The sequence below is a fragment of the Sphingopyxis sp. Q841 genome (assembly GCF_052384365.1).
GTDB classification, from domain to species: domain Bacteria; phylum Pseudomonadota; class Alphaproteobacteria; order Sphingomonadales; family Sphingomonadaceae; genus Sphingopyxis; species Sphingopyxis terrae_A.
Window position 1 is genome coordinate 391,560 of the sequence record NZ_JBQSUM010000002.1, and the last position, 23,032, is coordinate 414,591.

The 23,032-nt window shown below is 66.6% G+C and carries 22 protein-coding genes; 11 read left to right on the forward strand and 11 right to left on the reverse strand.

Annotated elements, in window-relative coordinates:
- Positions 1-31: 31 nt before the first annotated feature.
- From ACT17R_RS12285 to ychF, 5 genes are all read left to right on the forward strand, one after another.
- A complete protein-coding gene (locus ACT17R_RS12285) occupies positions 32-874 on the forward strand; it encodes a TraB/GumN family protein (RefSeq protein ID WP_234180131.1) in 843 nt (280 codons plus the stop codon).
- 171 nt (positions 875-1,045) lie between these two features.
- Positions 1,046-1,675, forward strand: a complete 630-nt coding sequence (locus ACT17R_RS12290) for a 50S ribosomal protein L25/general stress protein Ctc (protein ID WP_003044652.1) — start codon at positions 1,046-1,048, stop codon at positions 1,673-1,675.
- A gap of 66 nt (positions 1,676-1,741) precedes the next feature.
- A complete protein-coding gene (pth, locus tag ACT17R_RS12295) occupies positions 1,742-2,311 on the forward strand; it encodes an aminoacyl-tRNA hydrolase (RefSeq protein ID WP_234180129.1) in 570 nt (189 codons plus the stop codon).
- A complete protein-coding gene (locus ACT17R_RS12300) occupies positions 2,308-2,718 on the forward strand; it encodes a GNAT family acetyltransferase (RefSeq protein ID WP_234180128.1) in 411 nt (136 codons plus the stop codon). The genes pth and ACT17R_RS12300 overlap by 4 nt, the downstream gene beginning before the upstream one ends.
- A 12-nt stretch (positions 2,719-2,730) precedes the next feature.
- A complete protein-coding gene (ychF, locus tag ACT17R_RS12305) occupies positions 2,731-3,828 on the forward strand; it encodes a redox-regulated ATPase YchF (RefSeq protein WP_003044658.1) in 1,098 nt (365 codons plus the stop codon).
- A 118-nt stretch (positions 3,829-3,946) separates the two neighbouring features.
- Here the strand turns inward: ychF and ACT17R_RS12310 are convergent, their stop codons facing one another.
- Positions 3,947-4,348 (reverse strand): MerR family DNA-binding protein, encoded by a 402-nt coding sequence (locus ACT17R_RS12310; protein ID WP_003044661.1) that lies wholly within the window; start codon positions 4,346-4,348, stop codon positions 3,947-3,949.
- A gap of 41 nt (positions 4,349-4,389) precedes the next feature.
- Here ACT17R_RS12310 and ACT17R_RS12315 point away from each other — a divergent pair, with 41 nt between their 5' ends.
- From ACT17R_RS12315 to ACT17R_RS12330, 4 genes are all read left to right on the forward strand, one after another.
- A complete protein-coding gene (locus ACT17R_RS12315) occupies positions 4,390-5,130 on the forward strand; it encodes a glutaredoxin family protein (RefSeq protein ID WP_263588413.1) in 741 nt (246 codons plus the stop codon).
- Positions 5,127-6,830 (forward strand): copper resistance system multicopper oxidase, encoded by a 1,704-nt coding sequence (locus ACT17R_RS12320; protein WP_263588412.1) that lies wholly within the window; start codon positions 5,127-5,129, stop codon positions 6,828-6,830. The genes ACT17R_RS12315 and ACT17R_RS12320 overlap by 4 nt, the downstream gene beginning before the upstream one ends.
- Entirely contained in the window at positions 6,827-7,855 is a 1,029-nt protein-coding gene (locus ACT17R_RS12325; RefSeq protein ID WP_263588411.1) for a copper resistance protein B, read from the forward strand. The genes ACT17R_RS12320 and ACT17R_RS12325 overlap by 4 nt, the downstream gene beginning before the upstream one ends.
- A gap of 79 nt (positions 7,856-7,934) precedes the next feature.
- Entirely contained in the window at positions 7,935-9,503 is a 1,569-nt protein-coding gene (locus ACT17R_RS12330) for an alkaline phosphatase D family protein (protein WP_444809523.1), read from the forward strand.
- Positions 9,504-9,523: 20 nt separating this feature from the next.
- Here the strand turns inward: ACT17R_RS12330 and ACT17R_RS12335 are convergent, their stop codons facing one another.
- The gene (locus ACT17R_RS12335; protein ID WP_062902202.1) at positions 9,524-11,131 is read right to left on the reverse strand and encodes a M20/M25/M40 family metallo-hydrolase; all 1,608 of its coding nucleotides are present in this window, start codon (positions 11,129-11,131) and stop codon (positions 9,524-9,526) included.
- Positions 11,132-11,285: 154 nt separating this feature from the next.
- On the opposite strand from ACT17R_RS12335, the gene ACT17R_RS12340 reads away from it, so the two are divergent.
- Positions 11,286-12,503: an alkaline phosphatase family protein gene (locus ACT17R_RS12340; RefSeq protein WP_202988488.1), complete on the forward strand. Its 1,218-nt coding sequence runs from the start codon at positions 11,286-11,288 to the stop codon at positions 12,501-12,503.
- A gap of 48 nt (positions 12,504-12,551) precedes the next feature.
- Here ACT17R_RS12340 and ACT17R_RS12345 read toward each other — a convergent pair whose 3' ends face one another.
- From ACT17R_RS12345 to ACT17R_RS12365, 5 genes are all read right to left on the reverse strand, one after another.
- Positions 12,552-13,097, reverse strand: a complete 546-nt coding sequence (locus ACT17R_RS12345) for a hypothetical protein (protein WP_062902200.1) — start codon at positions 13,095-13,097, stop codon at positions 12,552-12,554.
- A 101-nt stretch (positions 13,098-13,198) separates the two neighbouring features.
- Positions 13,199-13,957: a crotonase/enoyl-CoA hydratase family protein gene (locus ACT17R_RS12350; RefSeq protein ID WP_062902199.1), complete on the reverse strand. Its 759-nt coding sequence runs from the start codon at positions 13,955-13,957 to the stop codon at positions 13,199-13,201.
- On the reverse strand, positions 13,954-15,576 hold the full coding sequence (locus ACT17R_RS12355) for an acyl-CoA dehydrogenase family protein (RefSeq protein WP_444809524.1): 1,623 nt from the start codon (positions 15,574-15,576) through the stop codon (positions 13,954-13,956). The genes ACT17R_RS12350 and ACT17R_RS12355 overlap by 4 nt, the downstream gene beginning before the upstream one ends.
- Positions 15,577-15,587: 11 nt before the next feature.
- Complete coding sequence (locus ACT17R_RS12360; RefSeq protein WP_444809525.1) at positions 15,588-16,457, reverse strand: crotonase/enoyl-CoA hydratase family protein; 870 nt, start codon at positions 16,455-16,457, stop codon at positions 15,588-15,590.
- Positions 16,436-17,638 (reverse strand): CaiB/BaiF CoA transferase family protein, encoded by a 1,203-nt coding sequence (locus tag ACT17R_RS12365; protein ID WP_062902196.1) that lies wholly within the window; start codon positions 17,636-17,638, stop codon positions 16,436-16,438. The genes ACT17R_RS12360 and ACT17R_RS12365 overlap by 22 nt, the downstream gene beginning before the upstream one ends.
- Before the next feature lie 39 nt (positions 17,639-17,677).
- Between ACT17R_RS12365 and ACT17R_RS12370 the strand changes: the two genes are divergently transcribed.
- Entirely contained in the window at positions 17,678-18,496 is an 819-nt protein-coding gene (locus ACT17R_RS12370; protein WP_444809526.1) for a hypothetical protein, read from the forward strand.
- Between the two features lie 81 nt (positions 18,497-18,577).
- Here ACT17R_RS12370 and ACT17R_RS12375 read toward each other — a convergent pair whose 3' ends face one another.
- The 4 genes from ACT17R_RS12375 to ACT17R_RS12390 form a co-directional block, all read right to left on the reverse strand.
- On the reverse strand, positions 18,578-19,822 hold the full coding sequence (locus ACT17R_RS12375) for an acyl-CoA dehydrogenase family protein (RefSeq protein ID WP_003044690.1): 1,245 nt from the start codon (positions 19,820-19,822) through the stop codon (positions 18,578-18,580).
- 96 nt (positions 19,823-19,918) lie between these two features.
- Positions 19,919-20,827, reverse strand: a complete 909-nt coding sequence (locus ACT17R_RS12380; protein ID WP_062902195.1) for a LysR family transcriptional regulator — start codon at positions 20,825-20,827, stop codon at positions 19,919-19,921.
- A 40-nt stretch (positions 20,828-20,867) separates the two neighbouring features.
- Positions 20,868-21,836 (reverse strand): acyl-CoA dehydrogenase family protein, encoded by a 969-nt coding sequence (locus ACT17R_RS12385; protein WP_444809527.1) that lies wholly within the window; start codon positions 21,834-21,836, stop codon positions 20,868-20,870.
- 10 nt (positions 21,837-21,846) lie between these two features.
- Positions 21,847-22,998, reverse strand: a complete 1,152-nt coding sequence (locus ACT17R_RS12390) for an acyl-CoA dehydrogenase family protein (RefSeq protein WP_444809528.1) — start codon at positions 22,996-22,998, stop codon at positions 21,847-21,849.
- Between the last annotated feature and the right edge of the window lie 34 nt (positions 22,999-23,032).

The following is a 23,032-nucleotide window of genomic DNA, read 5'->3' on the forward strand; positions in this document are numbered from 1 at the left end:
GTCCTGGGGTCGCCGCGCCGCGGCGGCCCTTTTGCCGTTGCTGCTGCTCGCCTGCAAAGCTGCGACGCCAGTTACCGAAGCGCATCCGGCGATGTGGCTGGTCGAAGACGCCGACACGCGCATCTTCCTGCTCGGCTCGATGCACGCGCTTCCCGCCGGCACGCGCTGGGACGGCGGGAAGGTCGGCGCGGCGATTGCGGCGGCCGACGAATTGGTCCTCGAACTGGCGCCCGATCAACTCGCGGCTGCAGGCGCGGTGTTCCGCGAACTCGCACCGCGCAGCACGCCGCTGGCGATGGAGCGCCGGCTCGATCCGGCGGCGCTTGCCGCCTATCGCAAGATAGAAGGCGCGGGCAGCGGTTTCGGCGGCGATGCGCTCGACGACTGGGCAATCCTGGTGCTGATGGGCCAGCGTGTCGCGCAGCAGGCCGATTTGTCGCCCGAAAATGGCGTCGAAGCCCGGCTGACGCAGCGCTTTTCCGACGCCGGAAAGCCGATCGGCGGGCTGGAGACGGCGCGGGGGCAGTTGACGCTGTTCGAAACGCTCGACGCCGCAACGCAGCGCCGCCTGCTGACGCGCGCGCTCGCCAATTCGGCAAGCGGCGTCGCCGACGTGAAGGCGATGAACGCCGCCTGGGCGCGCGGCGACGTCGCCGCACTCGAAAAGGTGGTGAACGAGGACGTCGACGCGGTCCCGGCCGCGCGCGCCGCGATCATCACCGATCGCAACCGGCGCTGGACCAAGTGGGTGGAGCAGCGCATGGCGAAACCCGGCACGGTGCTGATCGCGGTCGGTGCGGGACATCTGGTGGGCGCTGACGGCGTTCCCGCCGATCTGGAAGCGGCCGGATACCGGGTGGTGAGGATGCAATAGCCGGGCGGCAAGACGGGATGCGATACCGACATTCGCCTTTTCGCCGACCCGATCCCCTTTTCCCGCATCGCGCTTGCCTTTCCGCCGGTTCCCGGCTATGCGCCCCCGCTTCCGCCATGGTCATCCCTGGAGGCGTGACGGATATGTGCAACTGTTTCTCGGAGAAATGATATGAGCGATCAGCTGACGCTGACGGCCGAGACGCGCGAACGTGCAGGCAAGGGAGCCTCGCGTGACCTGCGTCGCAATGGCCGCGTCCCCGCCGTCGTCTATGGCGGCAACGAAGAACCCCTGATGATCCACGTCGAAGAAAAGCTGCTGATGAAGCAGCTGATGACGGGTCACTTCATGAACTCGGTCGTGATGATCGAAGTGGGCGGCAAGACCGTCCGCACCTTGCCCAAGGACGTCGCCTTTCATCCCGTCAAGGATCGCCCGATCCATGCGGACTTCCTGCGCATCTCGAAGGACGCCAAGGTCCATGTCGAAGTGCCGGTGGTGTTCGCCAACGAAGAAGCCTCGCCCGGCCTGAAGCGCGGCGGCGTGCTGAACATCGTTCGTCACGAGCTGGAACTCGTCTGCGAAGCGGACAAGATCCCCGACGAAATCAGCATCGACGTCACCGGCTTCGACGTCGGCGATTCGATCCACATCAGCAACGTCGCTCTGCCCAAGGGTGTCGAGAGCGCGATCAGCGATCGCGACTTCACGATTGCGACCATCGTCGCTCCGTCGGCGCTCAAGTCGAGCGACGGCGACACGACGAAGGACGAAGGCGAAGCCGCCGAAGGCGAAGCCTAACGCTTACCGGATGCGCCCCTCCCCGGCGGGAGGGGCGTTTCCATCGGACCCGGGAAAGGCACCGCAATGCAGCTCTGGGTCGGCCTCGGCAATCCCGGGCCTCAATATGCGATGAACCGGCATAATGTCGGCTTCATGGCGATCGACGTAATCGCCGACATTCATCAATTCGCGCCGCCCGCCAAGAAATTTCAGGGCTGGCTGCAGGACGGCCGCATCGGCCGAACCCGCATTCTGCTGCTCAAGCCCGGCACCTTCATGAACGAAAGCGGTCGCAGCGTGCGCGCCGCGATGGATTTCTACAAGCTCGCGCCGCAGGACGTGACCGCCTTCTACGACGAACTCGACCTTGCGCCGATGAAGGTGAAGGTCAAACAGGGCGGCGGCGCGGCCGGACATAACGGCATCCGCAGCATGATCCAGCATATCGGCGACGATTTCCGCCGCGTCCGCATCGGCATCGGTCATCCGGGGCACAAGGACCGCGTGACGGGCCATGTCCTCGGCAATTACCACAAGACCGAGATCGAACCGCTGACCGACCTGCTTGGCGCGATCGCCGCCGAAGCGAGCTGGCTTGCCGAGGGCGACGACGTGCGGTTCCAGAACGATCTGGCGCTGCGGCTGCAACCATGACGCTGATCCGCGCCGCGACGCCCGCCGATCGCGACGCCGCGGTCGCCCTGTGGCAAAGCTGCGACCTCACCCGGCCCTGGAACGACCCGGACGCCGACTTCGATCGCGCGCTCGGCCACGACGCCGCGACGATCCTGCTCGCCGAAGCCGGACGCGCGATCGTCGGCACGATCATGGTCGGCTTCGACGGCCACCGCGGCTGGGTCTATTATCTGGGCGTCCAGCCCGACCGGCGCGGCAGCGGGATCGCGCGCGGTCTGCTCGATGCCGGCTGCGACTGGCTGCGGGCGCGGGGCTGTCCGAAGGTGGAATTGATGGTTCGGGATGGAAATCCCGCCGCGGGGCTCTATGAGCGCCTCGACTGGGATTTGCAGCCGGTGCGGGTCTTTGCCCGCCGGCTTGATTAAAAGGGTAGGAAAATGGGTTTCAAATGCGGGATCGTCGGGCTGCCGAACGTCGGCAAGTCGACGCTGTTCAACGCGCTGACCGAGACGCAGGCGGCGCAGGCGGCGAATTATCCCTTCTGCACGATCGAACCGAATATCGGCAATGTCGCGGTGCCCGACGCGCGGCTCGACAAGCTCGCGGCGATCGCGGGCAGTCAGAAGATCATCCCGACGCAGCTCGCCTTCGTCGATATCGCCGGCCTCGTGCGCGGCGCGTCGAAGGGCGAAGGACTCGGCAACCAGTTCCTCGGCAACATCCGCGAAGTCGACGCGATCATCCACGTCCTGCGCTGTTTCGAGGATGACGACATCCAGCATGTCGAGAACAAGGTCGACCCGGTCGCCGACGCCGAGACGGTCGAGACCGAACTGCTGCTTTCCGACCTCGAAAGCCTGGAAAAGCGTGTTCCCGCTTTCGCGAAAAAGGCCGCGCAGGGCGACAAGGAAGCCAAGGCCGCAGCATCGGTGCTCGGCCAGGCGCTCGATCTGCTGCGCGACGGCAAGCCCGCGCGTCTGACCGATCCGAAGGATGCCGATGAAGAGCGCATCCTCCGGCAGGCGCAGCTGCTGACCAGCAAGCCCGTCCTCTATGTCTGCAATGTCGAAGAAGCGAATGCCGCGACCGGCAACGCGCACAGCGAAGCCGTTTTCGCGCGCGCCAAGGCCGAGGGCGCTCAGGCGGTGATCGTCTCGGCAGCGATCGAAAGCGAACTCGTCGGCATGGACGGCGAAGAACGCATGATGTTCCTCGAGGAAATGGGGCTGCACGAAACGGGCCTCGCGCGCGTGATCCGCGCGGGATATGAGCTGCTCCACCTGCTGACCTTCTTCACCGTCGGCCCGAAGGAAGCGCGCGCCTGGACCGTCCATACCGGCGCGACCGCGCCGGAGGCGGCGGGCGAAATCCACAGCGATTTCCAGAAGGGCTTCATTCGCGCCGAAACCATCGCCTATGACGATTATGTCGCGCTGGGCGGTGAAGCCAAGGCGCGCGAAGCCGGCAAGCTGCGCGCCGAAGGCAAGGCCTATGTCGTGCACGACGGTGACGTCATGCACTTCCTGCACAGCTAGGCCGCGCTGCGCCCTGAAACTTCGTCATTGCGGGCTAAGCGAGGCAATCTCCAGCCATCGACCCTGCGTACGGACGACAGCGGGCGATTGCGTCGTCGCTGCGCTCCGCGCGATGACGTCAGGGCTCGAAAGCCGCCAGTATCGGGCAAGGACCCTTGTCGGTCGCGGCGCACTGGTCCGCCAACCGCGCGAGCGCGGCGCGGGTTTCACTCATCTGGGCAATCTTGGCGTCGAGCGCGGCGATGCGCTGGCGGGCGAGGCTGCGGACCCGCGCACGATCGTCGCTCTGTTCAAGCTCCAGCAGCTCGGCGATTTCCTCGAGCGTGAAGCCCGACCCTTGTGCCGACCGGATGAATTTCAGCCGGCGGACATCGTCGGCATCATAGCGACGGATGCCGGCGCCCCACCCCTCGCCGCCACTGCGCGCGGGCGTCGTCATCAACCCGCGGCGCTGATAATAACGGACCGTTTCGACCCCGACGCCGCCCGCTTCCGCCAGTTTTCCGATCGAAAGCTGCATCGCTTGACTCCGTACCATGGTACGGAGGTTATACAGGCGGCATGACACAGACAGCAACCCTCTACCGCATGGTCATGCCACAGCATATCTGTCCCTATGGCCTGAAAGCGAAGCATCTCCTCGAACGAAAGGGCTTCACCGTCGACGATCATTGGCTGGAGACGCGCGCGCAAACCGACGCGTTCAAGGCCGAACATGGCGTCAAGACGACGCCGCAGACCTTTATCGATGGCCGCCGGATCGGCGGCTATGACGATCTGCGCCGCCATTTCGGCCTTGCCGTCCGCGATCCGGGAGCGACGAGCTATACGCCCGTGATCGCACTGTTCGCGATGACCGCGCTGATGGCGCTCGCCGCGAGCTTCGCCGCCTACGGCAGCCCCTTCACCCTGCGCGCCGCCGAATGGTTCATTTCGTTCAGCATGATCGTTCTGGCGCTGCTCAAGCTGCAGGACGTCGAGAGCTTCTCGACGATGTTCCTCAATTATGACCTGCTCGCGCGGCGCTGGGTTCCCTATTCGTATGTCTACCCCTTTGCCGAGGGGCTGGCCGGGGTTCTGATGACCGCGCACGCCCTCCCCTGGCTGTCGATCCCGGTCGCGCTGTTCATCGCCATCATCGGCGCAGTGTCGGTCTTCAAGGCGGTCTATATCGACCGCCGCGACATCAAATGCGCCTGCGTCGGCGGCAGCAGTAAGGTTCCGCTGGGCTTCGTGTCGCTGACCGAAAATCTGATGATGATCGCGATGGCGCTCTGGATGCTGCGCGGAGCCATCGCATGAGCGGCGCGATCGACCGGCGCTCGCTGCTGGCGGCAGGCGGAGCGGCGGCGCTTGTCCCGTGGCTGCCAGCCTGGGCGCAACCGATCGCGTCGGGGCTGCCGACGGTCGGCGGCGCCGATATCCGCCTGACCATCGCACACCGGATGCTGACCGCCGACGGCAAGACCAGCCATGCGATCGGCATAAACGGGACGATCCCGGGCCCGCTGGTGCGGCTGAAGGAAGGCACCACGGCGCGGCTGCACGTCACCAACGCCCTGCCCGACGAGGATAGTTCGATCCACTGGCATGGGCTGATCCTGCCCTTTCATATGGACGGCGTGCCGGGCATCAGCTTTCCCGGGATCGCGCCGGGCGCGACGTTTACTTATGAATTTCCGGTGCGGCAGTCGGGGACCTATTGGTATCACAGCCATTCGGGGCTGCAGGAACAGATGGGCCATTACGGCCCGATCGTCATCGACCCCGCCGAGCCCGATCCCGTCGCCTATGACCGCGAGCATGTGATCGTCCTGTCCGACCACAGCGCGCTGCACCCGCACGCGATCTTCAAAAAGCTCAAGCAGATGGGCGGCTATTTCAACCACAACAAGCAGACGCTTGCGGGGTTGATCGCGGGCCGCGACCAGCCGCTGAACGACCGTGTCGCCTGGGGCGCGATGCGGATGGACCCGACCGACATCAGCGACGTGACCGCGGCGGCCTATACCTATCTCGTCAACGGCCACGGCCCCGCCGACAATTGGACCGGGTTGTTCGCTGCGGGCGAACGCGTCCGGCTGCGGGTCATCAACGCATCGGCGATGACGACCTTCAACATCCGCGTGCCCGATCTTGCGATGACCGTGGTGCAAGCCGACGGCCTGAACGTCCGTCCCGTGAAAGTGGGCGAATTTCAGATCGGGGTCGCCGAAACCTATGACGTGATCGTCGAGCCGGGAGACCGCGCCTACAGCATCATCGCCGAGAACAGCGACCGATCGGGTATGGCGCGCGCAACGCTCGCGCCGCGCCCCGGCATGACCGCGCCGGTTCCGCCGCTGCGCGCCCGCCCGCTCGCGACGATGCGCGATATGGGTATGGGCGATATGGGTATGGATCATGGCGCGATGGGGCATGGGATGACCGCGCCGGGCGAACCGATGCGGCACAGCATGCGCGACATGAAAAGCGCGCCGACCGTCAAGGACACGCCCACCGTCCAGTCGATCTCGCCGATGCCGGTCGATCGCACCGGCGAGCCCGGACAGGGGCTGGAGGATGTCGCGGACGCGCTGACCTATCGCGATCTCGTCGCGCTTGATCGTAACCCCGATACCCGCGTGCCGTCGCGTCAGATGCAGATCCATCTGACCGGCAATATGGAACGCTATATGTGGGCGTTCGACGGGGTGAAGATGAACGAGGTCACCGCCCCCATTCCCTTCACGCTGGGCGAGCGCGTGCGCGTGACGCTGGTCAATGACACGATGATGACGCACCCCATCCATCTGCACGGTCATTTCTTCGAACTGGTCACGGGCAAGGGCGACCATGCCCCGCGCAAGCATACGGTGAATGTCCAGCCAGGCGGCAAGGTAACCTTCGACCTGACCGCCGATGCGCCGGGCGACTGGGCCTTTCACTGTCACCTCCTCTATCACATGCACGCCGGGATGATGCAGGTCGTGACGGTGCGCGCGGCGGAGGATGTGGCATGATTCCGATCGCCCTTCTCCTGCTGGCCGCGCAACCCGACGCGATGGCGCATCCCGCCCCCGCGCCCGGCTGTACCGCCGAACATGCCGCCATGGGCCATTGCACGATGCCGAAGGCGGAACCTCCGCCGCCGCCCCCATCGCCGCCTTGCTCGCCCGAGCATGCGGCGATGGGCCATTGCACAATCCCTGCGCCGCCCCCGTCCCCCGCCTGCCCGCCCGAACACGCCGCGATGGGGCACTGCATGCCAGACGAGCCCACGACAGCCCCACCCCCCTCGCCGCCCGTCGACAACGCGCCGCCGCCGCCCGCGCCGCGCGTCGATGCCGCCGATGCGATCTTCGGCGCCGACGCGATGGCACCGGTCCGCGCCCGGCTCTACGCCGAGCATGGCGGCGGCAGCATTTCCAAGGTCATGCTCGATCAAGCCGAAGTCCGCGTCGGCTCCGGCGAAACCACCTATAGCTGGGACGGCGAAGCCCGCTTCGGGGGGGACATCGACAAGCTCGTCATCAAAAGCGAGGGCGAAGGCGCCTTCGGCGGCGCGTTCGACCGCGGCGAGGGGCAGCTATTGTGGAGCCGCGCCATCGGCCCCTATTTCGATCTCCAGACCGGGCTGCGTCAGGATGTCGGCCCCGGCCCCTCGCCCACTTACGCGGTTGTCGGCGTCGAAGGACTCGCCCCCTATTGGTTCGACGTCGAAGCGGCGCTGTTCCTGTCGGACAAGGGCGATGTCACCACCCGCATCGAAGGCAGCTACGACCAGCGCATCACCCAGCGCCTGATCCTGCAGCCGACGGCGGAGATGAACTTCGCGCTTCAGGACGTGCGCGAACAGGGCATTGGCGCCGGGCTGTCGAGTGCCGAACTGGGCCTGCGCCTGCGCTATGAGATTGCCCGCGAATTCGCGCCCTATCTGGGCTATGTCTGGGAAGGCAAGATCGGCCGCTCTGCGCAGTTCGCGCGCGCCGTCGGCAACGACCCGTCGCGGTCCAGCGTCGTTGCCGGGATCCGCTTCTGGTTCTGATCCCGCTGCCAAGATCATTGATGTGACGCATGACTAGTCTATCTGGGGAGCACGATTCGTTTCCCCCCGGAGTCCCGCCATGTTCTCGCGCCGCAATTTCCTTGCCACCGCCACGCTTGCCGGCTTGTCCGCCCCGGCGATATTGCGCGCCGAGGCCGGTTTCTTTCGCGATTTCCCGTTCAGCCTCGGCGTCGCCGCCGGCGATCCCGCGAGCGACGGCTTCGTCATCTGGACCCGCCTCGCACCCGACCCGATGGCGCCGCATGGCGGCATGCCGCTGGTCAATATCCCGGTGGAATGGGAAGTCGCAGAGGACGGCGGCTTTCGCAAGGTCGTCGCGCACGGCACCGAACTGGCGCGCCCCGAGCTTGGCCATAGCGTCCATGTCGAGGTTGCCGGGCTACAGCCCAGCCGCCCCTATTATTACCGCTTCACCGCTGGCGGCGAACGCAGCCTGCGCGGCCGCGCCCGCACGCTGCCCGCCGCCGGCGCGCGCACCGATCAGGTCAAGTTCGGGGTTTGCGGCTGCCAGCATTATGAATCGGGCTTCTATGGCGCCTATCGCCATCTTGCCCGCGAAGAGCTGGATTTCGTCTACCATTATGGCGACTTCATCTACGAATATCAGCAGGACTATCTTTACGACAGCGGCCTGCCGATCCGGCCGGTACGCAAATATGCGCTCCGCGGGCTTCAGGATCTGAGCGATTTCCGCACCGCCTATACCCAGACGCTGCTCGACATCGACATGCAGGCGGCACGCTCGGCGCATGGCTTCATCTCGACCTTCGACGACCATGAAATCCGCAACGACTGGGTATCGGTCTATGACGACTGGAAGATGGGGCTCGACGGCAACGATCCCGACGCCCCGCCGCCCGAAGTCTTCATGCTGCGCCGGCAGGCCGCGTTCCAGGCGTGGTACGAACATATGCCGGTGCGCAAGGCGCTGTTGCCGCGCGGCGGCTTCATCGCCGCGAACCGCGAATTCCGCTATGGCGACCTGATGGCGATGCAGGTGCTCGACACCCGCCAGTATCGCGACAACCAGCCGTGCGGCGACGGGTTCAAGCCCGCCTGCCCCGACGTCTTTGCAAAGAATGCGCAGATTCTGGGCAAGGCCCAGGAAGAGTGGCTCGCCAAAAATCTCGCGCATGGCGGCGCGACGTGGAACGCGATCGCGCAGCAGGTGACGATGATGTCGCTCGACCGGCGGCGCAAGGCCGACGAGCCCGAAAAGATCGTCAATCTCGACAGCTGGGCGGGCTATGAGGCGCCGCGCGAACGCATCCTGTCGCGCTTCGCCGGTCTCAAGAACTGCGTCGTACTGACGGGCGACGAGCATCAGAATTTCTGCGGCGATCTGGTGCTCAAGGACAAGGTCGTCGGCGCCGAATTCGTCGCCACCTCGATCAGCAGCGGCGGCGACGGCAGCGATCTGCGCGCCGGCACCGACCAGTTTCTGAAGCTCAATCCCGAACTCAAATTCGCCAATGACCAGCGCGGCTATGTCGTGTGCGATGTGAACCGCGATGCGTGGCAGACGCACTTCATGGTCGTCGACAAGGTGACGGTGCCGCTGGGCACGCTGTCGAAACGCGCGACGGGCGTCGTCGACAACGGCATCGCCGGGATCAAGATGGCCTGACCCCGGCGGATACCCGTCGCTCAGTCGTTGGGGTCCTTGTATTTGAACGGATCATAGGGCGTCGGCTGCGTCGGCACCGGGAAGCGCGGCAGCGTCTTGTCGCTGTTCGCCGCCGTGACGAGCATCCCCGCCATCACGACCGAAGCCTGGCGCAAATCGTCGGCTTTCAGATGGTCGAAGGTATCGGCGTTGCTGTGGTGCGTGCGCGATCCATAATCGAGCGGATCCTGGATGAACTGAAACCCAGGCACCCCGACCGACTGCATATAGACATGATCAGTGCCGCTCGTCGGCCCCGCAACGACCTTGCCCGCGCCCATGCTCGCAAAGGGTGCGAGCCAGGATTGCAGGATCGGAACCGCGCCGACATTGCCCTCGGCATAGATGCCGCGCAGCTTGCCCGAGCCATTGTCCATGTTGAAATAGGCCTTGAGGTCCCCGTAACCGGGCTTTGGCGTGATCGGGTACCGGCTCGGCCAGCCATAATAGAGCGCGTTGCCGTCCTCGCCCTCGGTCGGGCCGGGGCGCGCCGCTATATATTTGTCGACATAGGCGAGCGACCCGAGCAGCCCCTGCTCCTCCGCGCTCCACAGGACGAAGCGGATCGTGCGCTTGGGCCGGATGCCGAGCTTGCGAATGATGCGCGCGGCCTCCATCACGACGGCGCTGCCGGCGCCATTGTCGGTCGCGCCGTCGCCCGCCACCCAGCTGTCGAAATGCGCGCCGGCCATGACATAGCCGGCCTTGGGGTCGGTCCCCGGAATTTCGGCGATGATATTATAGGCGCGCGTGTCGCTGTCGTCGTAACGGACGTTGGAATCGATCTCGAGCTGCGGCGGCGCCCCGCTTTTCGCGAGCCGTGCCAGGCGGCGATAATCCTCTGCGGCGAGTTCGATGCCGGGCAGCGTCGGCGAATGGCCGACGCGGTAATTATAGCCCTCGCCATGGACGAGCTTGCCGTCGCGATAGGATTGCCGGACCATCGCCAGCGCGCCTTCGGCCTTCAGAAAGGCATCGAGCTTTTCGGCAAACGTCACGCGCTCCAGCCGGCGATTGAGCGCATCGGGATCATATTTGGGCTGGCGAAACTCGTCGAGCTTGCCGATGTCGTCGCTGCTCAGGCGGCGAAAGGCCGGCTTGTCGGGCTCGTCACCATCGCCCGGCAGCGACACGAGCACGATCTTGCCGGCGAGCTTGCCCTTCCATTCGGCGAAATGTTCTTCCTTCGACATCGGCGCGACGATGATCGGGGCGGTCACCGGTCCGTTGGTCGACGGCGTCCAGGCAATCGGAATGGCGGTCAGCGCGAGCGGGCGCGGCGCGACCATACGTGCGCTGACCGACAGGATTTCCCATCCGCGGCCGAATTCAAAGCCATCGCGGCGGACATTGGACAGGCCCCAGCCTTCGAACTTTCCGATCGCCCAGGCTTCGGCCCGGCGCATGGCGGGCGAATTGGTCAGGCGTGGACCGATACCGTCGGTCATTTCCTGTGCCGTCTGCATCACCTGGCTGCGATTATAGCCTTCGTCGATGATACGATTGGTGTCGTCGCCGCCCTGCCCGGTCGCCGGCACGGCCAGACATGCTGCGCCGACCAGCAGCGCCGCCATCAAACCCCTGTTCATGAACGCGTCCCCTTCATTTCGTCCGTGGTTTCGGATGAAACCGGGTGCACCATGGCAAGAGCGCGATTGCAAGCATGGATGTGGCCGAACCGGCGCGGCAAAGCGCAATGAGCTTGTCGCGCGGTTGTCACGCGGCCATCCTAGCGCGATGACCATGACTCGCCTGATGATCCTGATCGCCGCACTTTGCTCGCTGGCGTCACCCTATGCCCATGCCGCCGAAGCGAACACCGAACAGCGCGCGCCCGTCACCATCCTGATTTCGATCGACGGCTTCCGCGCCGACTATCTTGACCGCGGAATCACACCCAATTTGTCGAAGCTCGCCGCCGAGGGCGCGCGGGGCGCGCTCCGCCCCTCCTTCCCTACCAAGACCTTCCCCAACCATTATGCGATCGTCACCGGCAAACGCCCCGACACCAACGGCATCGTCGGCAACAACATGATCGACCCGCGGCGTCCCGCCGAACGCTTCAGCCTGGGCAATGCGAAGCAGGCGCTCGACCCCTTCTGGTGGGACGAGGCCGAACCCGCGTGGGTGACGGCGCAAAAGGCCGGGGTGCGAACGGCAACGATGTTCTGGCCGGGCAGCGAGGTCGCGATCCACGAGGTGCGTCCGGCCGATTGGCTGCGCTACGATGAAAATATCAGCAATGTGCAGCGCGTCAACGCGGTCCTCGACTGGCTGCGCCGCCCGCGCGCGATCCGCCCGGCCTTCGTGACGCTCTATTTCGACGCCGTCGATACTGCCGGGCATCATTTCGGCCCGGACTCGGCGGAACTCAATGCCGCGGTGACCGAGGTGGATGCCCGCATCGGCGACCTGCTGTCGAGGCTGAAAGACCTCGACCAGCCCGTTCGGCTTCTGGTCGTGGCCGATCATGGCATGCACGCGATCAGCGACGCGCGGATCGTCGACCTTGCCGACCTGATCGATTTGCCGAGCATCATCGCGGTGGAGACCGGCCCCTATGCCGCGATCGAACCCGCCGCCGGCACCGACGACCGGGTCTATGACGCGCTGCTGAAGCCGCACGACCATATGACCTGCCGCCGCCGCGAGGCTCTGCCGGAACGCCTTCACTATGGGCACAATCCGCGCGTCGCGGCGATCATCTGCATCGCGGAGAACGGCTGGACGATCGTCGCGGGCAAGCCGGCCTACCCGGTGATGGGCGGAGCGCATGGTTATGACAATGACGACCCCGACATGCGCGCCCTGTTCATCGCCTATGGCAGCGGCCTGCGCGGCGACGTGGGGCTGGTCGACAATATCGAAGTCTATCCGCTTCTGATGCGCCTGATCGGCGTCAAGCCGCTGCCAAGCGATGCGCGCGGCACGCTGCTCGAAAGTCTTGCGCCGCAACGCTGATCTGCGAAACGCGATCGAAACCGCGCGCGCCGGTTCCGCTATGCCCGATCAGTCGCGCAGCACCGCCATCGCGCGGATCGACTGTTCGGGTGCATTGACGATCTGGACGAGGTAGCGGCCCGGCGTCACGTCATATTCGACCATCTTGCGGATGCCCGAGCAGGCGGGGCCATGGCCGTGCGCCGCCGCCGGCTGCGCCTTGCCGTCGCGTACCAGATCGATCCAGGCGCCCGCGTCGAGCGCGATCACGAGCCGGCCGGCCCGTTTCACCTCGACCGGGATCATGCCGCCGAATTTGAACACATCCTGCCGCCGCTCGGGCGCGATCCAGTAGCGCAGGCTTTCGGCCTTATGGAGCAACAGGCCCGTTCGCGCCGCGCCGAGCGACGGCCAGTCGGCGGCGCGCGCCTCGCCATAGGCATAGATGGTCTTGGCCGAACTCATCCGCCCCCAATCGGCCAGATCGGGCGGCAGCGCGGGGTCGGCGGGGCAGTCGGCCACCGCCTTGCCCTTGCGCGGCGCCTTGCCTGCCGCCGGCACCGCCAGAATCACGGCAGCGCTCAACGCCGCACCTGCAAAGACCCGAAACCGCATCGCTCACCCTCCCGCGCCGGAATAGCCGTCGGCGGCAATCTATACCGGTGCGGTCGCTTTGTGGATGCCGGAAATAGCAGGCGCGGCGGACCGTCACGCGATCAGTCGAAGCGTCCGCTCCGCCCTGCCCCGTCGACAAAGCGCGCCGCCCCCTTCCGGGCTTCGGCGCGCAACGGCGCGGCGCCTTCGCGCCCTTCGAACCGGAGCGCGTCGGCAAGGTCGAAATCCCATTGGCGATAGGCCGACATGCGGTCGGTACGCATGCACAGCGCCGGAAAATGCGCGATCTCGGCGGCGAGCGCCTGCGCGGCTGCCAGCGCCTGCCCGTCCGCCACGACCCGGTTGGCAAGCCCGATTGCGAGCGCTTCGGCCGCATCGACCGGGCGCCCGGTCAGGATCATGTCGAGCGCGCGCCCCTGTCCCACGATGCGCGGCAGGCGAACCGTCCCGCCATCGATCAGCGGCACGCCCCACCGGCGGCAGAAGACACCGAACATCGCGCTGGCGGACGCCACGCGCAGATCGCACCACAGCGCGAGTTCAAGGCCGCCCGCAACCGCATAGCCTTCGACCGCCGCGATCACCGGCTTGGAAAGCAACATGCGCGACGGCCCCATCGGCCCGACGCCTTCGGGTTGGTATCGCTCGTTGCCCGCGCCCACCGCCTTCAAATCGAAGCCTGCGCAAAAATGGCCCGACGCGCCGGTCAGCACCGCGACCGCGGCGCTGTCGTCGGCGTCGAAGTCGGCGAACGCCTGCCGCAACAGGTCGGCGGTGGCCGGGTCGACCGCGTTGCGGCAGTCCGGGCGGTCGATGGTGACGGTGCGCACCGCGCCGTCGTTGGTGATCCGCACGCTCATGCCGCGGGCATCGCACGGTCGACGATCGCGCGCGCATCGACGGCTGCATCGAACGCGCCATGGGCGCTGCCACGTGGGCTCAGGCGAAGGCGGCAGAAGGCCTCGGCAATCGGACTATCCTGTCCGATCAGGATCGCGGCCTGCGCCGCAAGCGCCAGCCGCTCGACGAGCAACCGCGCGCTGCTTTCGTCGGCGCGCGTTAGGTCGATGTCCTCGACCCAGCGATCATAAAGGGCGTCGCGTCCGCGCTGCGCCGCCAGAAAATCCTGAAGCGCCGCCACCCCTTCTGGTTCGCGCGCGATGGCGCGCAGCACGTCGAGCGCAATGACATTGCCCGATCCTTCCCAAATCGCGTTGAGCGGCGATTGGCGGAACAGCCGCGGCATCGGCCCCGCCTCGACATAGCCGGCGCCGCCATGCGCTTCCATCGCTTCGTAAACCAGCCCCGGCGCGCGTTTGCATACCCAATATTTGGCAATCGGCGTCAGCAGCCGCGTCAGCGCATCCTCTTCGTCGAACGCCTGCGCCAGCCGGAAGCCGAGCGCCGTCGCCGCCTCGCTTTCGACGGCAAGGTCGGCGAGCACCGCCGCCATTGCGGGCTGGTCGATCAGCCGTTTCTGAAAAGCCGACCGATGGGCCGTGTGCCACAGCGCCTGGGCAAGCGCGCCGCGCATCTGCTGCGCCGAACCGATCACGCAGTCTAGGCGCGTATGCTGGACCATCTGGATGATCGTAGCGACGCCGCGCCCTTCGGCGCCCAGCCTCTGGGCCAGCGCACCATGATATTCGATTTCGGACGAGGCGTTCGACCGGTCGCCCATCTTGTCCTTCAGGCGCATAACGCGGAACCCCGCATTGCGGGTGCCGTCGGGCAGCCAGCGCGGGACAAGGAAACAGGTCAGTCCGCTTGGCGCATAGGCCAGCGTCAGGAAGGCGTCGCACATCGGCGCCGAACAGAACCATTTATGCCCCGTCAGGCTGTACCAGCCCGCTTCGCCGGTCGGTTCGGCGCGCGTCGTGTTGGCGCGTACGTCGCTGCCGCCCTGCTTTTCGGTCATCGCCATGCCGATCGTCACCCCGGCCTTGTCCGCAGCCGGGCGGACGGAGGGATCGTAACGGCCCGCCGCGATGCGCGGCACCCAGACGTCGGCGACCGCCTGCTCGGCTCGCAGCGCCGGCACGGCGGCATAGGTCATGGTCATCGGACAGCTTGTGCCCGAATCGGCCTGCCCGGTCAGGAAGAGGATCGCCGCGTGGAGCGTATGGCCGCGTGCGCTGCCGTCCCAAGCCGATGCCGCAAAGCCGCTATCGAGCCCGAGCCGCATCAGGTCGTGATAGGCGGGGTGAAAGCGCACCTCGTCGACGCGGTGACCATAGCGGTCATAGGTTTCGAGCACGGGAGTCTGGCGGTTCGCCTCGACGCCCCATTCGATCACCTCGGCCGAACCACAGCGCTGCCCGAGCGCGGCGAGCCGGGCGCCATGCGCGCCCGCGCCTGCGCTGTTCACCGCATCGACCAGCGCCCGGTCGCCGGTAAACAGGTTCATATTCTCGAACGGCGGCGCCTGGTTGAACACATCATGCGTGTCGAGCCGGTCGATCGGCTGGAGTGCGGTCATGCTTCGTCTCCTCAATCGTCGGCGGGCAGGCGCTTCGACACCTGGCTCGCGATCGGATCGCCGCTGTCGCGTTCGGCCACCGCCTGCTTGAAGCCGACCTCCTGCGCCCGGTCGCGGAACCATATGCCTTCAGGCGAATGGCGCGATACCCCGTCGAACAGCGTCGCGAACATCTGGGTATTGTTGAGGCCCATATTGTCATAGGCCTGATTGACCACCGTCTTGGTCATCATCAATTGGTTGCGCGGCACCCCGCGCAGCCGCCCGACCAGCCGCTCGACAGCATCGTCGAGTTCGGCCTCGGGCACCGCCTCGAGCGCCAGCCCGATCCGTTCGGCTTCGCGCCCGTCGATCAGGTCGCCCGTCATCATCATGCGCTTCGCCATCTGCGGCCCCAGACGATAGACCCACATCGCCGGGGTCGGCACGCCCCAGACGCGCGCGGGGGGATAACCGATGCGGGCATCGTCGGCCATGATCAGAAAGTCGCAGCACAGCGCGATGTCGGACCCGCCGGCGACCGCCGCGCCGTGGACGCGCGCAATGGTCGGCTTGGTTGCGCGCCAGAGCGCCATGAAATCCTGGGTGTTGCGCCACATCATCTGGAAATCGAGCGTCGGGTCCCACGGCATGTCCTGCGACCCGCTGATCTCGCCCTTGCGCTCGGCATAATGTTTAAGATCGTATCCGCCGCAAAAACCCGGCCCCGCGCCGCGTACGACGATGACATGGACGTCCGCATCGGCCTCCGCCCGTTCTACCGCGGCGCGGATCTCACGCGGCATGCCGTGCGCGATCGCGTTGAAATGTTTGGGACGGTTGAGCGTGATCGTCGCCACCCGATTTTCGGCGGCATAGGTCAAGGTCTGATAGGTTGCCATAGGGTCTCCTCAGGGCAGCAGGCGGCACCGTTTGCGATGGCGGCTTCGATCTCTTCGGCGGTCAGGCCGGCCGCGGCGAGCACCGTCCGGCTATGTTCACCGACGCGCGGCGCATGCGTCTCGAACCCCGGCCGCGCGCCGTCGAAGCGCGCCACGGGCCGGGTCCGGCGCACCGCACCGGCCTGCGGGTGGTCGGTCAGCGCGACGAAGCCGTCATGGACGATCTGGGCGTGGCCGGGCAGCGCCGCCGACCGGTTGGCGACGCCGCACGGCACGCCCGCGTCGGCCAGCCGGGCCACAGCCTCGCGCGTGGTCAACGCGGCAATGCGGGGCGCCGAAATCGCGCGCAGATCGTCCCAGTTGAGGAATCGCGTCGTCATGTCGGCAAAGCGCGGATCGGCGAGCAGGTCGGGCGCGCCGATCGCGCGCGCCCAGCCTTCGAATTCAGATTGCGACAGCATGACAACGACGATCCAGCCGTCGCCGGTCGCCCAAGGGCGATAGACGGCGGCGATGTCAGGCATGCGCGAGGTGGCATCGGGAAAGGCCTGCGCCCCGTGGAGGTCGATCCAGCCATAAGCGACAGCCGCCTCCAGCATCGAAATATCGACGACCGCCCCCTTTCCGCTGCGCGCCCGTGCGACGAGCGCGGCGGTCGCCGCCTGCGCCGCGTAAAGCCCCGCGGTCTTGTCGCAAATCCATTGCGGAGCGAGCAGCGGCCCTTCGGCGGTCCAGCTGACCATCCCCGATTCGGCCTGCACGATCGGATCATAGGCGCGCCCGCCCGCCATCGGCCCGTCCTGACCGAAGCCGCTGATCCGCGCGATGACGAGATCGGGGCGCAGCGCATGTAGCACGTCGGTGCCAAGCCCCAGCCGCTCCATCACCCCGGGCCGGAAATTGTGGATGAGGAGGTCGGCCTGTGGCACCATGCGGCGCAGCAGCGCCTGCCCATCGGCACGCGCAAGGTCGATCGCGACCGATTGCTTGTCGGCGTTGAGCGCGACATGCGCCGAGCTGAACCCCGGCGCCGCAACCGCACCGAGCAAACGCGCGCGGTCGCCTTCGGGCGGCTCAACCTTCCATACCCGGGCGCCCTGCTGCGCCATGATCTGCGTCGCCAGTGGCCCCGCGACAACGCTGGTAAGATCGATTACGGTCACGCCGTCAAGGGGCAGCATCTTCCTCTCCCATCTTATTTGTTGCATATATTGTCGGATATGGACACAGAACGCAATATAGTAAACTCGGCCGATGCCGGAGGGATGAGCGCGCGGATGCTCATTCTCGATCTGCTCGACACTGGCGCTCCGCCGGCGTTCACCGTCGCCGAACTGGTGCGCGCCGGCGCGGCCTTCGGGATCGAGGCGCCGGGCATCCGGACGGCGTTGACGCGCCTCAAGTCGGAAGGCCGGGTTCAGGTAATCGCGCGCGGTCGCTATACGATCGGCGCGAATGCAGAGGTGTTGAAGCAGCGGATCCTCGGCTGGCGCTCCCGGCTTGAGCGGCGGCAGCCCTGGGAGGGACGCTGGCTCGTCGCGGTCGCGGGGCCGCAGGAGCGCGCCGACCGCACCACTTGGCGCCGGACTCTGCGCGCGCTTCATCTTGAGGGATTTGCCGACGCCGACGCCAATATCTGGGTGCGCCCCGACAATCTGGAGCGTGGGGCCGCGGGGATGCGGCAGGATTTGATCGAACTCGATGCCGCGCCATCGCTGTTCGTCGTCGAAGCGAGCGGGCTGGACGCCGCCCGCGACGCCCGGTTCCGGACCTTGTGGCAGAGTGATGCCCTGCGCGCGTCGCACCAGCGGCTCGCCGCCCGCCTCGACGAGAGCGCGGCGAGCATCGATGAAAGCCGGCTGCCCGCGGCGGCGGCCGAAACGCTGCTCCTGGGGCGGCAGGCCATCCGCGCCATCATGCGCGATCCGCTGCTACCCGAAAGGCTTTGTCCAAGCGATGCGCTCGCGGCGCTGATTGCCGCGATGACGCGCTACGACCGCTTGGGCAAGCGCATCTGGGCGCGCTATCTCGAAAGCTGATCGGTCGCGGCGCGGAAAGCGAACGTCGGCGGGTGCGGGGCGAGCGGCGCTCCGGCGCCGCCCACCCCGCCCTTCGGCGACTTAGTGGCGCGCGAGTTCGTCGCGGCCCACGACCATATAGTGAACCTCGTCGGGGCCGTCGGCGAAGCGCAGATGGCGCACGTCGGCATAAAGCTCGGCGAGCGGCGTCCAGTGCGAGATGCCGGTCGCGCCGTGGATCTGGATCGCCTGATCGATAATCTGGCACACGCGCTCGGGGATCATCGCCTTCGCCATGCTCACCCACACGCGCGCTTCACGATTGCCGAGCAGGTCCATCGCCTTCGCGGCCTTGAGCACGATCAGGCGCATCGCCTCGATATCGCAGCGCGCCCGCGCGATGACTTCCAGATTCTTCCCGAGCTGCGACAGCGGCCGGCCGAAGGCGGTCCGCGAATTGCCGCGCTTGACCATCAGGTCGAGTGCAACCTCGGCCTTGCCGATGGTGCGCATGCAGTGGTGAATGCGGCCCGGCCCGAGGCGCATCTGCGAAATCTCGAACCCGCGCCCCTCGCCGAGCAGGATGTTGTCGCGCGGCACGCGGACATTTTCGAACCGCATATGCATATGCCCCTGCGGCGCATGGTCGGCCCCGAACACCCGCATCGGCCCGAGCACCTGCACCCCCGGCGTGTCCATCGGCACCAGGATTTGCGAATGCTGCGCCTTTCGCGGCGCCTCCGGGTTGGTCTTGACCATACAGATCAGGATCTTGCAGCGCGGATCGCCGGCGCCGCTGATGAAATATTTCTCGCCGTTGATGACCCATTCGTCGCCCTCGAGCGTCGCGCTGGTTTCCAGATTGCTCGCGTCCGACGAGGCAACGCCGGGTTCGGTCATCACATAGGCGGAGCGGATTTCGCCATTAAGGAGCGGCTTCAGCCAGCGGTCCTTCTGTTCGGGCGTGCCGACCATTTCCAGCACCTCCATATTGCCGGTGTCGGGCGCCGAACAGTTGAGCGATTCGGATGCCAGCGGCGATTTGCCGAGTTCGGCCGCAATATAGGCATAGTCGAGGTTGGTGAGCGGGGTTCCCGTATCGCCGTGGGGCAGGAAGAAATTCCACAGCCCTGCCGCCTTCGCCTTGGCCTTCGCGCCTTCAAGCAGCTCAAGCTGCCCCGGCGCCCAGCTCCAGCGGTCGGCGCGCCCTTCGCCCAAGCGGAAAAACTCCTCGGTGATGGGATCGACATTTTCGGCGATGTGGCGTTTCACCGCATCGAACAGCGGCTGCGCCTCCTTTGACATTCTGAGGTCGTTGAGTTCGGCTTCGAGTTCGATCGGCGTCATCGCTATTCTCCTTGGTTGGGGCCAAGGCTAGTGCCCCTGCGGCATCAGGAAAAATGATAACTTCGAATAAAGTCTATTCGTCTGAGGAATAGGCGCCTATTCGTCGCGCATCACCTCGAGGATGATCGCGCGCAGCCAAGCGAGGCCGACATCCGCCTGAACCGCGCGATGCCAATAGAGATAGCTGCTGCTCTGTGCGACCGCGATCGGCAGGTCGAACAACTGCATCGGCCAGATGTGCTGCAACATGCGGACATGGCTGCGCGGAAGGGTGCAGAGCATGTCGGTCTTCGCCACGATCTGCCAAGCGGTGATCGCATGCTGGCAGCGCACCGCGACGCGGCGCTGCAAGCCGAGCCGCGCCAGCGCCATATCCTCGATCCCCGGCCCGTGCGGACGCGGCGTCGCGAACACATGATCAAGCGCGAGATAGCGATCGAGGTCGAGCGTCCCGGCGATGCGGCCATTGCCGATCCGCGCCGCCACCAGCAACGGCTCGACGCCGAGCGGTTCGCGGCACAGCCGATCCTCGACAGGCAGGTCGACGTCGATCGCGACGTCGAGATCGCCGTTGGCCAGCGCAGCGACCAGATCGCGGCGCCGAAAGGCGGTCGACGTCAGCCGGACATGCGGCGCCTCTTCCAGCACGCGCGACGCGAGCGCTGGAAAGCGCGACATCTCGCCCGCCAGCCTTATCCCGATGCGAAACTCGCGCGTCGATTGTGCGGGATCGAAGCTCCCCGCCCCGTCGAGCGCCGCGACCAGTTCGCGCAGCGCCGTATGGATCGGTTCGGCGACCGCCCGTGCAGTCCCGGTGGGGACGAGGCGATTGCCCTGACGGATGAACAAGGGATCGTCCAGCATCGCGCGCAGCTTGGCCAGCGCATGGCTGATCGCGGGCTGCGACAGATTGAGGTGCGACGCGGCAGCCGACACGCCGCCCTTGGTATAGATGGCGTCGAATATCTGGAGCAGGTTGAGGTCGAGCCGCGGCAGGCGCTTCATATCGGGCTCCTATCGGCCTTGCTTCGGCGGCGCCAGGCGGTCAGGCCGGTGCCAGCGCCGTGCGGACGAAATCGACCGAACCCGACGGCGCCGCCAGCCGTTCGGCGCCGAGCAGGCGGTTCCAATAGCTTTCTGATCCGTCGGCGAGCCGCCAGGCCTGAAGCCGGCGCGTATAGAGCTGAAGATCATATTCCTCGCTGATACCGATCGCGCCATGCACCGCATGCGCGATCGCCGCGACCCGCGCGGCTGCGCCGCTCGCAACCGATTTGGCGGTCGCGGCCGCCGCGAGCGCAGGCGGGAAAGAACCTGCGCCGCCGATATGCGCCGCAATGCGCGCCGCGACCATATCCTCCGCCATCACGGCAAGCTGCTGTTGCAGCGCCTGCTGCTTGCCGATCGGCTTGCCGAACTGGATACGCTCGTTCGCATAGCCCGCCGTCATCGTGGTCAGCCGGTCGGCGGCGCCCGCGATCAGCGCGGCGCGCAGCACCGCCGCCGCGCGGCGTAATCCGCCGGGGACTATCGGCCCCACCGGTGTCGCGGCTTCGCTATCCCAGCGCACCGATGCCGCGAGTTCCCTGTCGCCGCCATCCGCTTCGCCCGGCACGGCGGCAAGATAGAGATTGCCCTCCCATTCGACGAGCAAATGCCGCCCCAGCGCGGCGCCGATCACCCGCCCGGCGGCGCCCGGCGCCTGCGCGGCGATCGCGATCGGTCCATCGGGCGCGGCCCTCCCCGCTTGCGCGAGCAACGCGCGCGCAATCATCGTTTCGCCGACCGGACAGGGTACCGCATGGCGGCCAAGCACCAGCCACAGCGGGACGATATCGGCAAAGGACACCCCCGCGCCGCCCGCGTCTTCGGGAACCAGCGCGTCCAGGAAACCCGAGGCCGCGAGCTCCGACCATGCCCTGTCGTCCGGCTCGCCGCGCTCCGCCGCGCGCACCGCGGCGGGGCTAAAAAGCGCGGCGATCATCCGTTCGAAAGGGTCGAGGAAATCGGTCATCTATGGCTCCTCACCGAAGGCCCATGCCGCGGGCGATGATGCCGCGCAATATTTCGCGGGTACCGCCGCGCAGCGAAAAGCTGGGCGCGACATGCGTGACATAGGTCAGCGTGCGGTAAAGCTCGTCCGAGACGGGCTCATCGGGATGCGCGGCAAGATCGTCGCCGATCGCGACCGGAAGGTGCTGTTCGAACGCCGTCCCCAGATCCTTGACCAGCGATGCCTCGACCACCGGGCTTTCGCCCGCCGCAAGCCGCGCGGTGCAGGCGATCGACATCGCGCGCAGCGTTGCGAGCCGCGCGGTGAAATCCCCCACCAGCGCGCGCACCGCGGGATCGTCGCGCCCGATATGCTGCAAATGCCGCGCCCAGGCATCCAGAAGCACGACGCTCGAATAGATACGCTCGGGGCCGCTGCGCTCGAAGGCGAGTTCGGCGGTGACCTGCTTCCACCCCTCGCCTTCGGCGCCGATCAGCGCGTCGGCGGGCAGATCGACATCTTCGAAGAATATTTCGCAGAAATGCGCATCGCCGGTCAGATCGACGATCGGACGGATGGTGATCCCCGGCGCCTTCAGGTCGATGATAAGCTGCGACAGCCCGGCATGACGATCCTCGGCGCTTCCCGAGGTGCGGAGCAGCGCGATCATATAGTCGCAGTGCATCGCGCCGGTCGTCCATATCTTCTGCCCGTTGACCCGCCAGCCGCCCGCGGTGCGCTCGGCGCGGGTGCGAACGCTCGCAAGGTCCGATCCCGATCCCGGCTCGCTCATCCCGATGCAGAAGAACAATTCGCCGCGGCAAATGCGCGGGAGATAAAATTGGCGCTGCGCCTCGGTCCCGTAATTCAGGATCAGCGGCGCGCTTTGCCGGTCGGCGATCCAGTGCGCCGCCACCGGCGCGCCGGCCGACAGCAATTCCTCGACGACGACGAACCGCGCGAACGGGCCGCGCTCGCCGCCGCCATAGACCGTGGGAAGCGTCAGGCCGAGCAGCCCTGCGGCGCCCAGCTTGCGGCTGAAATCGGCATCGAAGCCCTGCCACGACCGGGCGCGGACGTCGGCGGGCCGCGCCGCAGTCGCCGCCGCGGCGAGCGCGCGGACGCGGCTGCGCAGCGCCTCATCCTCGGGCGGCAGGCTGCTCGGTTCCAGCGTGTCGAACACAATAGTCTCTCCCGCACCGACTCTGCAAAATCGC